General features: G+C 52.2%; 15 protein-coding genes. 12 read left to right on the forward strand and 3 right to left on the reverse strand.

Translation table 11 applies throughout. The features are described from left to right. Window positions 1–102: 102 nt before the first annotated feature. From NQZ67_RS25955 to truA, 3 genes are all read left to right on the forward strand, one after another. Window positions 103–1,047 (forward strand): DNA-directed RNA polymerase subunit alpha, encoded by a 945-nt coding sequence (locus NQZ67_RS25955; RefSeq protein WP_257451728.1) that lies wholly within the window; start codon window positions 103–105, stop codon window positions 1,045–1,047. A gap of 51 nt (window positions 1,048–1,098) precedes the next feature. Continuing rightward, the gene (gene rplQ, locus NQZ67_RS25960; RefSeq protein WP_119602780.1) at window positions 1,099–1,464 is read left to right on the forward strand and encodes a 50S ribosomal protein L17; all 366 of its coding nucleotides are present in this window, start codon (window positions 1,099–1,101) and stop codon (window positions 1,462–1,464) included. Window positions 1,465–1,557: 93 nt separating this feature from the next. Further along, window positions 1,558–2,352, forward strand: coding sequence for a tRNA pseudouridine(38-40) synthase TruA (gene truA / locus NQZ67_RS25965; RefSeq protein WP_257451729.1), 795 nt, complete (start codon window positions 1,558–1,560; stop codon window positions 2,350–2,352). A 56-nt stretch (window positions 2,353–2,408) separates the two neighbouring features. Here truA and NQZ67_RS25970 read toward each other — a convergent pair whose 3' ends face one another. Beyond that, on the reverse strand, window positions 2,409–3,380 hold the full coding sequence (locus tag NQZ67_RS25970; protein ID WP_257451730.1) for a DUF4097 family beta strand repeat-containing protein: 972 nt from the start codon (window positions 3,378–3,380) through the stop codon (window positions 2,409–2,411). A 352-nt stretch (window positions 3,381–3,732) separates the two neighbouring features. Here NQZ67_RS25970 and rplM point away from each other — a divergent pair, with 352 nt between their 5' ends. The 6 genes from rplM (at window position 3,733) to salA (ending at window position 8,890) form a co-directional block, all read left to right on the forward strand. Continuing rightward, window positions 3,733–4,170, forward strand: coding sequence for a 50S ribosomal protein L13 (rplM, locus tag NQZ67_RS25975; RefSeq protein WP_257451731.1), 438 nt, complete (start codon window positions 3,733–3,735; stop codon window positions 4,168–4,170). A 20-nt stretch (window positions 4,171–4,190) separates the two neighbouring features. Then, entirely contained in the window at window positions 4,191–4,583 is a 393-nt protein-coding gene (gene rpsI, locus NQZ67_RS25980) for a 30S ribosomal protein S9 (protein ID WP_028609625.1), read from the forward strand. A 216-nt stretch (window positions 4,584–4,799) separates the two neighbouring features. After that, window positions 4,800–5,495, forward strand: a complete 696-nt coding sequence (locus NQZ67_RS25985) for a phosphoadenylyl-sulfate reductase (RefSeq protein WP_257451735.1) — start codon at window positions 4,800–4,802, stop codon at window positions 5,493–5,495. Window positions 5,496–5,557: 62 nt separating this feature from the next. Then, complete coding sequence (gene sat, locus NQZ67_RS25990) at window positions 5,558–6,724, forward strand: sulfate adenylyltransferase (protein ID WP_257451737.1); 1,167 nt, start codon at window positions 5,558–5,560, stop codon at window positions 6,722–6,724. Window positions 6,725–6,866: 142 nt separating this feature from the next. After that, a complete protein-coding gene (gene cwlD / locus NQZ67_RS25995; protein WP_257451739.1) occupies window positions 6,867–7,661 on the forward strand; it encodes an N-acetylmuramoyl-L-alanine amidase CwlD in 795 nt (264 codons plus the stop codon). 113 nt (window positions 7,662–7,774) lie between these two features. Beyond that, on the forward strand, window positions 7,775–8,890 hold the full coding sequence (gene salA, locus NQZ67_RS26000; protein ID WP_257451740.1) for an iron-sulfur carrier protein/transcriptional regulator SalA: 1,116 nt from the start codon (window positions 7,775–7,777) through the stop codon (window positions 8,888–8,890). Window positions 8,891–9,008: 118 nt separating this feature from the next. Here the strand turns inward: salA and gerD are convergent, their stop codons facing one another. Next, window positions 9,009–9,710 carry a spore germination lipoprotein GerD gene (gene gerD, locus NQZ67_RS26005; protein ID WP_257451741.1) on the reverse strand — a complete coding sequence of 234 codons (702 nt, stop codon included), beginning with the start codon at window positions 9,708–9,710 and terminating at the stop codon, window positions 9,009–9,011. 158 nt (window positions 9,711–9,868) lie between these two features. Between gerD and NQZ67_RS26010 the strand changes: the two genes are divergently transcribed. Next, window positions 9,869–10,492 (forward strand): KinB-signaling pathway activation protein, encoded by a 624-nt coding sequence (locus NQZ67_RS26010; RefSeq protein WP_257451743.1) that lies wholly within the window; start codon window positions 9,869–9,871, stop codon window positions 10,490–10,492. 3 nt (window positions 10,493–10,495) lie between these two features. Here NQZ67_RS26010 and pdaB read toward each other — a convergent pair whose 3' ends face one another. After that, entirely contained in the window at window positions 10,496–11,305 is an 810-nt protein-coding gene (gene pdaB, locus NQZ67_RS26015) for a polysaccharide deacetylase family sporulation protein PdaB (RefSeq protein WP_257451746.1), read from the reverse strand. A gap of 123 nt (window positions 11,306–11,428) precedes the next feature. On the opposite strand from pdaB, the gene NQZ67_RS26020 reads away from it, so the two are divergent. Further along, a complete protein-coding gene (locus tag NQZ67_RS26020) occupies window positions 11,429–12,067 on the forward strand; it encodes a stage II sporulation protein M (RefSeq protein ID WP_257451748.1) in 639 nt (212 codons plus the stop codon). A gap of 131 nt (window positions 12,068–12,198) precedes the next feature. Further along, complete coding sequence (locus NQZ67_RS26025) at window positions 12,199–12,423, forward strand: hypothetical protein (RefSeq protein ID WP_257451750.1); 225 nt, start codon at window positions 12,199–12,201, stop codon at window positions 12,421–12,423. Window positions 12,424–12,658 lie beyond the last annotated feature (235 nt).

The following is a 12,658-nucleotide window of genomic DNA, read 5'->3' on the forward strand; positions in this document are numbered from 1 at the left end:
TAACAACAACTTGTGAATAATGGTTGTGAAGGTTTGGCATACTACGAGATTAGACATAAACACGACTAGGTAACGGAGCGACGTTTGAAGGAGGGTACTATTGTGATTGAGATCGAAAAGCCGAAAATCGAAACCGTAGAACTGAACGATGAAGGAACCTACGGACGATTCGTGGTCGAGCCGCTGGAACGCGGATACGGCACGACGCTAGGAAATTCGCTTCGCCGAATTCTGTTATCGTCTCTGCCTGGTGCGGCTGTTACGTCGGTGCAAATCGACGGCGTGCTGCATGAATTTTCAACGGTTCCCGGAGTGATCGAGGACGTTACCGAGATCATCCTGAACCTGAAAGGCCTGTCGCTGAAGATCCACTCCGACGAAGAGAAGGTGCTGGAAATCGATGCGGAAGGCGAAGGCAACGTAACAGCTGGCGACATTCGAGCTGATAGCGATGTCGAGATTTTAAGCCCTGATCTACACATCGCGACCTTGGCCTCCGGCGCGCGCCTCCATATGCGGATTTTTGCTAATCGGGGACGCGGTTACGTGCAAGCGGACCGGAACAAGAGTGACGATCAACCGATTGGCGTCATTCCTGTCGATTCGATCTACACGCCCATTACTCGCGTTAATTACAGCGTAGAAAACACACGCGTCGGCCAAGTCACGAACTACGACAAGCTGACGCTGGAAGTATGGACGGATGGCAGTATTCGCCCTGAAGAGGCGGTAAGCCTCGGCGCTAAAATATTGACCGAGCACTTGGACTTGTTCGTTGGATTAACGGATGAAGCCAAAGATGCGGAGATCATGGTTGAGAAGGAAGAGGACAAGAAAGAGAAAGTTCTGGAGATGACCATCGAAGAGCTGGATCTTTCCGTACGTTCATATAACTGCTTGAAGCGCGCGGGCATCAACACCGTTCAAGAGCTGATCACGAAATCCGAAGAGGACATGATGAAGGTCCGCAACCTGGGCCGCAAGTCGCTTGAGGAAGTTCAAGAGAAGCTCGAAGAGCTGGGTCTGGGTCTCCGCGTCGAAGAGTAGATCTTTACTACAACCGAGATTTGACAACCGAGCAAGGGAGGGGAAAACAAGATGGCATATCAAAAACTAGGACGTGACGCTAGCGCGCGGAAAGCTTTGTTCCGTGACCTCGTTACTGATCTGTTCCTGTATGAGCGCATTCAAACGACTGAAGCTAAAGCGAAAGAGGTTCGCTCCATCGCTGAAAAACTGATCACTAAAGCTAAGAAAGGTGATCTTCACGCTCGTCGTCAAGTAGCAGCTTACGTTCGTCGCGAATCCGTTAACGGTGAGCAAGACGCAATCCAAAAGCTGTTCTCCGAGCTGGCTACTCGTTACTCGGAGCGCGCAGGCGGATACACTCGTATCCTGAAGCTTGGACCACGTCGCGGCGATTCCGCGCCTATGGTTTACCTTGAGCTGGTTGACCGCGCGTAAGACTTAAACCACACATAGAAAGGGTGGACCCTTGAGGCCACCTTTTTTTGTTTGCAAGGGTAAGACTAGTTAGCGGATGGACGGGGGATCGGTATGCGGAACATATGCGTCAAGGTAAGCTACGACGGAGCCGGCTTCAATGGATTCCAGTCGCAGCCATACGGCAGGACGGTTCAGGACGAGATCGAGAAGGCGATCAAGCATCTGACGGGCGAGGACATTATCATTATCGGCTCCGGAAGAACGGATGCGGGCGTTCATGCTATGGGACAGGTATTCAACTTCCATACGTCCTCTACGATTCCTACCGTGCGCTGGGCGATTGCGCTAAATACGCGTTTGCCCAAAGATATTGTCATCCTGGATGCTTGGGATGTGCCGAACATATTCCACTCCAGACGTTCGGCCAAACGCAAGACGTACCGTTATTCGATCGACCTTGGCAAATTCCCGGACGTGTTCGCCAGAAGCTATCGTTTCCATCATCCGACCAAGCTGGACGTGGTCGCGATGGCAGAAGGACTTGCTTATCTTGTCGGGAGGCATGACTTTACTTCATTCACTTCCATCCGCTCCACGAAGCCTCACCATGTGCGAACCGTTTACGAGGCTTATTTTGAACGGGAGGGCGATGCGTTACACATGTATATCACGGGGAATGGTTTCCTGTATAACATGGTGCGCGTCATTATGGGTACCCTGTTGTGGGTCGGGCAAGGGAAGCTGAAGCCGGAGGATATGAAGCGGATCCTGGATGGGAAGTCAAGGGCGCTAGCCGGTCCGACCGCCATGCCTCACGGACTTATGCTCGTGAATGTAGAGTATGGCGATCCGTACGAGCTTACTGAGCCGCCGTCGGCAGCGGTGGATGACGAGGATGATGAATAAAGCGGATGGGAACGAATAAATCCGGCGCTGCGGCAGCACCGGATTATAAAGATTCTCTATTTCAGGACGAAATCTCCCGAGCCTGTAGTAACTTGAAGCCTGATATCGCCATCGCCGAAGGAGCCTCTGATAAGGTCCGCGCCACGAGAGCCTTCCTCGTACGTAAAACCGTCCTTGCGAATGACGCCGTCACCAGATCCAGCTTCGAATTCAACGAACAAAGATCGCGGATCTTCGTCGAGCTCGACGGTAACGTCGCCGCTGGAGGCTTCCAGCTCGGAGTCATACAGCAGTTCTTCGGCTTCGACGGTTATATCGCCGGAGCTGGTCGAACCATGAAGGGCGGCCGTACCCTGTCCGATGAAGACGTCTCCGCTTCCTACGCTGAAGTCGATACGCTGGGCGGTGTAGTCTTTGACCGTGATATCGCCGCTGTCGGCCTCCAGATCGATCGTCTGGGCGGACACTTCTTCAAGCTCGGCGTCTCCGCTGTCAATCGATAGCTCCAGCTTATCGGTTACGGCAAGCCGTTTCGCTTCGATATCGCCGGAATCAGTCTGGATGTTCACGTTTGCGAATTGTTGGTTATCGAGCTGGATATCTCCGCTGTCTACGACGATGTCGAGATCCTGCCAAGCGTGTTCGGGTAACGCGACCGTAAGCTTGACGCTGGACCAGCTGAAGCCGAATTGAAAGCCGGTTTTGCCTTTTAACGCGATATGAAGCGTGTCATCCTCCTTCTCATAATCGAAGCTCAGATCGTTGATGATCGGCTTCGAGGCACGGCCCTGCAGCGTTAGAACCGCCTGTTGACCATTGCCGCGGACGACATGAACGTCAAGGTTGTTCGATTCCACTTCGATGTTCCGGATACCAGCGATATCTACGGATTTTTCCCGGTTGATCTCAGAGGTGAAATAGTTTTTCATAGCCTCCAGCGGCGGCTTTCCATCGTTCGTGAAGACGTAATATAAGCCGATTAGTCCGATGACGACAAGAATGGTGCCGAAGGTAGATCGTGGATTCATAGATCGTGTCTCTCCTTATATAAGCGTTCCGTTCGCGTGGTGAAGAGGCTAAGGACGCCGCTTTGATAGATTGATTGTAACAAAATGGAGAGGCTAACCGGAACCGTCCGTTGAACGATAAGAAATCCCGACTAAGGTCTAGGTGTCCCGTCTTGATAAGGATAGACGAAGCGTAGAAATAGCGCTTGCGATTCGCTGGGCTTTATAGTAGAATATAACTTGTGCTTTCTTAGTGGCTCTCCCACAGCCCCGACTAAGAATGGCCGCAAAAGCAAGTTCCAACCATGAATAACAAACCAACGGAAACGTTGTTATAAAAACGATGAATGCACAGAATTAAGGAGGATCATCCATGCGTACCACCTATATGGCTAAGCCAAATGAAGTTGAGCGTAAATGGTTCGTCATCGATGCGGAAGGCAAAACGCTCGGTCGTCTTGCAAGCGAAGCTGCAAGCCTGATCCGCGGCAAACACAAACCGCAATTTACACCACACGTTGACACAGGCGATTTCGTTATCGTCATCAATGCAGAGAAGATTGTTTTGACAGGTAACAAGATGGCCGACAAGAAATACTACCGTCACTCCATGTACCCAGGTGGCCTGAAGGTTACTCCTGCAGGAGAGATGATCAAGAACAAGCCGGAACGCGTTATCGAATTCGCTGTCCATGGCATGTTGCCGAAGAACCGTCTTGGCAACAAGATGAAGCTTAAATTGAAAGTCTACGCAGGTGCGGAACATCCACATCAAGCCCAAAACCCTGAAGTCTACGAGCTTCGCGGGTAATAAAGAGGAGGACAAGTTTCATGGCTCAAGTGCAATACTATGGAACCGGTCGTCGTAAACACTCTGTTGCACGTGTACGTCTTGTGCCGGGTGAAGGACGAATCATTGTTAATAAACGCGATCTGAACGAATATTTCGGTTTGGAAACACTCAAACTGATCGTAAAACAACCGCTGAACCTGACTGATACATTGTCGAAATACGATGTACTGGTTATCGCGAACGGCGGCGGCATGTCCGGTCAAGCTGGCGCAATCCGTCACGGTATCTCCCGCGCTCTGCTCAAAGCAGACCCTGAGTTCCGTCCGGCTCTGAAGCGCGCAGGCTTCCTGACTCGCGATCCGCGTATGAAAGAACGTAAGAAATACGGTCTTAAAGCGGCTCGTCGCGCTCCACAGTTCTCGAAACGTTAATCCAACGTTCAAACGTCTGCTCTGTATACAGAGCAGGCGTTTTTTGCTGTAAGCACGAGGGGAGCGCCGACCGCCCAGTATAGGAACTTGCCCATGCCTTGGTTCATCTAATAAAGAATGACATGGTGAAAACTTATCATTGAACTCATCGCACCAAAGGCGTATAATTTGTAATACAGACTAAATTACTAGGAATTAATAACGGAGGTCATACGCATGAATCTGTTTGAGAAAGAAGCTCTTATCGCGAAGCAAGCCGTCGAGCTGGAGAACGCTACGCCGGAAGAGATTATCCGTTTCGCCGTCGAAACATTCCCGAACATTACTTTCGCCTGCAGCTTCGGGGCAGAGGATGTTGTTCTTGTAGACATGCTGCAGAAGATCAGCCCGAAGACAGATATCTTCTATCTGGATACGGATTTCCATTTCAAAGAGACATACGAAACTCGCGACCGCATGGCCGAGCGTTACCCTGGCATTCCTTTCGTCGAAGTTAAACCGGAGATTACTCCAGAAGAGCAAGCGGCGCAATTCGGCGACGAGCTGTGGAAGTCCGACGCGAACAAATGCTGCGATATCCGTAAAGTACAGCCGCTGACGAAGATCCTGTCGAAGTACGAGGCTTGGATTACGGGTATTCGCCGCGACCAGGCGCCTACTCGCGCTAACGCGAAGAAGATCGAATACGACGTGAAGTTCGGTCTGGTGAAGTTCAACCCGATCGCTAGCTGGACTAGTGAAGACGTTTGGAACTACATCCGCGAGAACAACGTTGTGTACAATCCGCTGCACGACAACCACTATCCGAGCATCGGCTGCGAGCATTGCACGCGCCAGGTCATGCCTGGAGAAGACCCGCGCGCGGGACGTTGGTCGGGCCAAGAGAAGACGGAGTGCGGATTGCATAAGTAAGCTGAACCTGGGATCCATTGATTAATTTGCTTTTTGCAAATATTAGGAGGCTTTTATCGATTATGAGTCAAATTCTACCTCATGGCGGCGAGCTGGTTAACCGGATCGCCGAAGGCGCAGAACGCGAGTCGCTTCTGAAGGAAGCGCAAGCTCTAACTCCCATCACGATTAACGCTTGGACGATCTCCGACTTGGATTTGATCGGCGTAGGCGCATTTTCTCCGCTTACGGGATTTCTGAACGAAGAGGATTATAAGTCGGTCGTTCATAACATGCGGCTTGCGAACGGACTCGTATGGAGCATTCCGATCACGCTTGCTGTAGACGAAGCCAAAGCTAACGAGCTGAAGATCGGACACAAAGCCGCGCTGATCGGCGAAGACGGCGTGACGTACGGCGTAATCGACGTGGAGAGCATTTACTCGGTCGATCAAAAGGTTGAAGCGGTTAACGTATTCAAAACCGACGATCTGGAGCATCCGGGCGTACAGAAGCTGTTGGAGCGTCCATCCACATACGTAGGCGGTTCGATTACGGTGCTTAATCGTCCGAAGCCTGAGAAATTCCAGGAGTTTTATTTCGATCCGTCCGAGACTCGCCGCCTGTTTGCCGAGAAGGGGTGGAAGACGGTTGTTGGCTTCCAAACGCGCAACCCGGTTCACCGCGCGCATGAATACATCCAGAAGACAGCTATGGAAATCGTCGACGCGCTTTTCTTGAATCCGCTCGTAGGCGAGACGAAGTCGGACGATGTGCCGGCTAACGTTCGCATGAAGAGCTACCTGGCGCTTCTTGAGAACTACTATCCGGCAGATCGCGTATTCCTGGGCGTATTCCCTGCGGCGATGCGTTACGCGGGTCCTCGCGAGGCGATCTTCCACGCGCTCGTGCGCAAGAACTATGGCTGCTCGCATTTCATCGTGGGCCGCGACCATGCCGGCGTTGGCGATTACTACGGCACATATGAAGCACAAGAGCTGCTGAAGACGATTCCGGCCGAAGATCTCGGCATCACGCCGCTCTACTTCGAGCACAGCTTCTTCTGCACGACTTGCGGCAACATGGCAACAACCAAGACATGTCCGCACGACAAGACGGCTCATCTGACGCTGTCGGGCACGAAGGTTCGCGCGATGCTGCGTGACGGCGTATGCCCGCCGCCGGAATTCTCGCGTCCGGAAGTCGCGAAAATTCTGATCGAGGGTATGACGGAGCAGCCGGTAGGCTAACCTCGCTCTTTTTGAACATCCGATAAAGCTTGGTTCATAAATGACCATCTCGTCCCATATACATGAATGTGCGCGTACGGCTTGCCCAATGACAGGCCATACGCAAGGTATTCATCGATATGGAAGACGAGGTGGTTTTTTGATGCGCCGGATGAAACGGCATTTCGTAGTCTGGATGACGTACAGAGGGGTTCTCCGCATCGCTCTCGCCGTGCTGGTCATCCTACTGACCGGTTTCTTGCTTCGCCAAAGCCTTCCCGCCACGGGTACGTGGTCCTATTGGACCCTGCCGCTAACGGGGAAGACGATCGTGATCGACGCGGGTCATGGCGGCGCCGACGGCGGGGCGGTAAGCAAGAGCGGCGTAATCGAAAAAGATCTTAATTTGGCGATTGCGTTGTATTTGCGCGATTACTTGCAGCAGGCGGGGGCCATTGTCGTCATGACGAGAGAAGGAGATTACGATCTCGCAAGCGGCGACGCGAATGCTTACAGCAAACGTAAGACCGAGGATTTGAAGAAGAGGGCCGCGCTAATTAACGAGAGCGGAGCTTCCATCGTCGTGAGCATCCACATGAACAGCATCCCGCAGCAGCAATGGTCGGGCGCCCAGACGTTCTTCCATCCTTCAAACCATCCTGATAACCGTTTGCTTGCGGCATTCATTCAGGATGAGATCAAACGTAATCTGGAGAACACGACTCGAATCGCCTCCAAAGTAGGAGATGTCTACTTGATCAAATCGATCAAGGATATCCCGACTGCGCTTGTGGAGGTAGGCTTCTTATCGAACCCCGGGGAAGCGCAGAGGCTCGCGAATTCGGACTACCAACGTAAGGTTGCGGCATCGATTTACCAGGGGATACTGCGCTATACGTCTGGGGAACAGATAAGCGGCGGCACGCAAAAGGACATGGAGCTGCAGAACGGGAAATAAAGCTCAAGCCGGCGTTTTATGCCCATTCGGAAAGCTGTGCTATAATAGACGGGAAGGTTTTGGATGAGCCACGACCTGAGGATTTCTCATTTCATAAAGGTGGGACCTTACATATGTTTACACGCGAGCAAGCAATTGAGGGCATCGAATCGGCGATGGCCTCCGGTGGATATGGCGCGGAAGGCATCAGCTTCCGCGATGTCATGGTAAGGAACCGTCAAGTATCGCTGACGGTTCTCGGAGCGAGCGCGGCGCGCCAACCCGCGCTCGAGGCCTCGCTTCGCGAGGCCCTGGCGCCGCTCGGCGCCGAAACCGTGCATTGCCGGTTTCGGGACGAGGCGGCGCCAGCCGCCGCGGGCGGGGCGCAGCAAGCGCCCGCGGCAGCGCAAGCGGCGCCGGGCGGCAGCGCCGGCGCCGGCAAGGCCGGCGGCCCCGTACAGGGGCACGGGGCCGATCTGGCTAGCCCGCTGCTTGCAGGCGGCAGCGGGACAACCTTCATCGCCGTCGCCAGCGGCAAGGGCGGCGTCGGCAAGTCCACGGTGACCGTCAACCTCGCGGTCGCCTTGGCCCGTCAAGGCAAACGCGTCGGCATCATCGACGCGGATATTTACGGTTTCAGCGTGCCCGACATGATGGGCATCGAAGAACGGCCGGTCGTCGTGAACGAGCGGGTTATCCCGATCGAGCGGTTCGGCGTCAAGGTCATCTCGATGGGCTTCTTCGTAGAGGACAACAGCCCGATCGTTTGGCGCGGCCCGATGCTAGGCAAGATGCTCCGCAACTTCTTCCAGGAGATCGAGTGGGGCGAGCTCGATTACATGCTGCTCGATCTGCCGCCGGGAACAGGCGACGTCGCGCTCGACGTGCATCAGATCATTCCGCAGAGCAAGGAAATCATCGTGACGACGCCTCATGCGACGGCCGCATTCGTGGCGGCGCGCGCGGGCGCCATGGCGATCAAGACGGAGCACGAAATCATCGGCGTCGTCGAGAACATGTCGTATTACGTATCCAAGTCGGGAGACAAAGAATACGTGTTCGGCAGAGGGGGAGGCGGCAAGCTGGCGGAGACGCTTCATTGCGATTTGCTGGCGCAAATTCCGCTCGGCGCGCCGGACAATCATGTGTCCGAGCCGGATTTTTCTCCATCCGTATACAAAGCGGACACCGAAACCGGCCGGCTTTATCTGGAGCTGGCGGACAGCGTCATCAAGCGCTGCGAAGCTTAACGAATAACACAAAGCCCGAGTGTGCTGGCAGGCGTCTTATTGTGACGACTGCCAGCCGCTCGGGCTTTAAGCTTTTACCCTGTTTCACCATGTTTGCTCTAACGCATGATGTCTTACGTTATTGCTGCTCTTCCTCCTGCGCTTGCTCTTCTTCCTCCATGCCTTGCTGCTCTTCCTCTTGTCCTTGCTGCTCCTGCTGCTGTCCTTGCTCTTCTTGCTTCTGAACCTTCTCGTCCGGCTTCGGCTGCAGCTCTTCCTGAACGGCTTTTTTCAGAAGATCCAGCACTTCAAGACGGAAGAGGGGATTCTGCATCGACTCCTGCATCAGCGACATGACTTCTTTCCGGTATTGAGCGCTCTTCAGCACTTCGAGAATCAGCTTCTCCATCTCCGGATTTTTCATCGTCTTGATTAATTCCTGCTGATACTGCGGATCCTTAATCAGTTCCTTGTGGATGTCCTTGTTTTCTTTATTTACAGCCTTAGCGAATTCGCCGGCGAATCGGGTATCCGTCATCAGCTTTTTGATGACCTTATCGTATTCGGGGGCGCTGATCACATCTTTGACGGCAAGCCGCACTTCTTCCTGATCCTGGACCGACAGAAGCTTCGACGACTGAGTCGAGTACCCGCTTTGCTGCTCCGCCGATTCCTGAAGCGCCGACTGGGCGTCTTCGGTTTTCAGAATGTCGATAACCATCGATTTCATGTCTTTGTAGCTCATCTGCTGCACTTGGCCGCCAGACGCTCCGGCTCCGCAGCTTGATAATAATAAGGCGATCGCCATAAGAGACGCCGATAAAGTCCAACGAATGCGCATTTCCTGCTCGCTCCCTTCTATGTCAATGCTAAGTGAAAATCCATGCTTGATCGCTTCTATTATGCGCATTGTTCACCGTTTTATCATGGACCGGCATTAGCTTTTTCATGTGATCGTGGTAAAATAAAGGGAATTACCTTGTAGGGGGATATTTCAGCGTGAATATACGAAAATGGTTCTTTTTATTCTGGAGCACCATGGTAGTGGGGTGCTTGGTTTGCGTGGTATGCGGCTCGGTCATGCTGCTTACGGACCAAGATTTTGGTTTTCTAGGCATCGATGTTACAGGCTTTAACGCCTTGATGATGGGTATATCGGGTTTGATGATCGGAGCGTTCAGCCAAATGGGCTTCTTCGCTTATCTGACGTTGAACTATATCGCGCTAAGCGTCTTCCGCAAAAAGTATCTCTGGAACGCTCTGCAAGCCTATACGACCGCATTCGCGGTGTTCGGCCTCGGTTATGTGCTTTATGAGGACCGCACGAACGACTGGTTTTTCTGGGTGTTGCCGCTAGTCGTGGTTGTCGCGTCTTTGTTCATGTCCTGGATCAAAGTCAAACAAACGAACCGCAGTGCGTTTATCCCAACGATGTTCTTGTTGTTCGTCGTCACCTTTGTCGAAGCTTGGCCTGCGCTGCAAGGAGAGACGAACATTGCCGCGATCGTCTTTATGATGTTCCCGTTATTCATCTGCAATGCGTACCAGAATATGATGATGCACCGTCTGCTCAAAAAAGAATCGGCCGACTCCGCGGCTGTGCCCGCGAAATCGGCCGGATAAGTCTTATTGCGCCGCCGAGGAAAGCTGCTTCTCCGGCGTCGTTTGCGATTGTTTGTCTTGGACGGCGCTGCCTTCCGTCTCGGTTTGCGTAATGAGCTGCGTCACGCTCACGAATTCGTAGCCTTCGCCGCGAAGCTGATCGATGATAGAAGGGAGCGCTTCGTGCGTTTGCGTGACTGTATCCGATGCGTGCATGAGAATAATGTCGCCGGGATGCGTGCGGGACACGACGCGGTTGATGATTTTTTCCGTGCCGATGTTCATCCAATCCATGGAGTCCGTATCCCATTGAATGACTCTGTATTGAAGCTCCTCGGCGATACGAAGGACCCGTTTGTCGAAGTCTCCGTTTGGAAGACGAATCAAATTCGGCTGCTTGCCCGTAATATCGGATAATATGGTATGGGCCGTTTGAATCTGCTTGCGGATTTCTTCGTCGCTCAGCTTGCTGTAGAAGTCGTGCTTATGGCCGTGACTTCCGATTTCATAGCCGGCTTCTTGAATTTTTTTGACCAGCTCGGGATGCGCTTGGCTCCATGGGGAGGATAAGAAGAAGGTCGCTTGCTTGATGCCTTTTTCTTTCAGCACCTCGAGAATAGGCTCGGCACGCTTGTCCCCCCAGCTTATATCGAATGTCAGCGCGACGACCTTCTTGTCGGTCGGAACACTGTAGATGGCAGCTGGCTGCTGCGGAGCGAACACGGTGATATTATCCCTTTCGGCATAGATGATTCCCACCGAGAAAACCAGTGCGATGACGATAAAAAAGTACCTTTTCAGCTTCTTGCCGTTCATTACGTAGAACATGTTCATGGGGGAAAGCGCTCCTCTCTTCGCCTCGCCCCGTGCGAGGCGTCAGCATTTGGCATTAGTAGTACAATCTATGCTCGTACACCGGAGAGATATTCATCTTATTTCGGACAAGGAGGCAGTCTATTGTTCAAACTGAGCGCGATCGTTCAGCATTTCAAAGATATGCGTCGTTATATTGCCATTTCATTTATTTTGTTTTTTGCGGGGATCGTGCTTGGAGGGACCAACGCTAATTTTCAAGCCTTTCTCGATAACCAGATCGCGGGACTCGATCAGCTGGTCGACATGGTGGATAAAGCCTCAGGCGGCGATCCCGATCGCGAAATGCTGATTCTGAGCTTAGTCATTTTTTTGAACAATGCGATCAAATCGATTCTCATTATGTACCTAGGCGCCTTCTTTGGGGTATTGCCATTCTTGTTCCTGGTGGTCAACGGAATGGTCATCGGCTATCTGCTGAAAGTAATCGCCGCCGATCCGAATGCCATGCCTGTAATAGAAGTTATTGTTAAGGGCCTTCTTCCTCACGGCATTATCGAGATACCGGCAATCGTGATTGCATGCGCATATGGGCTTAAATTCGGCGGTCTCGTATTCAGGGCGAGCGGAAGCTTATTATTCTCCCGAGGCAAGCTGAGCGGCATTGGCAAAGAAATCGAGTTTTTTGCGATACGGACAGTTCCGATGATTGTCATTCTTACCATTGCGCTGCTTGTTGCGGCGATCGTCGAAAGCACATTAACGAAAGCATTGTTAAATTAGTGTAATAATATTTCCATTATTTGAGCATAACAGTAAGGCGGTGTCCATGTGCATTAGCGATGGAGCCGCCTTTTTGTACGTCTCAGGACGGTCTATACGCGCTATACATCCCAAAGGAGGCCGCAACAGATATGCTCGGAATACTATTCAACGACAAGGAATGCAAGGAACTTGATTATGTTCTTCGCAAAGAACTCGACGAAATGCTGCTCGATTTGAACGACTCCAGACTCGACGGCGACATTAAGGGAGCAATCGCTAGACGTTACAAAATCATATTCCGGATGTATGCGAGAATCGCATCGCCCAAAGAGCTGTCGCGTTATGCTTTAAACGCCCGTACATACCGTTCTTAAGCTGCGAAAACAACGGCTCGAAAAAAATATAAAAAAGGGGTTGCATTCAATTGGGCCCCTGTGATATATTATAAAAGTCGCCGCTGAGACACGGGCGATAAACAAGAAAAACATTGATCTTTGAAAACTGAACAACGAGCGAAACTGCCCGATACATTCGCAAGAATGAATCGAAATAGCAACAACGTTTTAGAGCAAGTCAAACACTTTTATGGAGAGTTTGATCCTGGCTCAG

It is taken from the genome of Paenibacillus soyae (genome assembly GCF_024623455.1).
Lineage (GTDB): Bacteria > Bacillota > Bacilli > Paenibacillales > Paenibacillaceae > Pristimantibacillus > Pristimantibacillus soyae.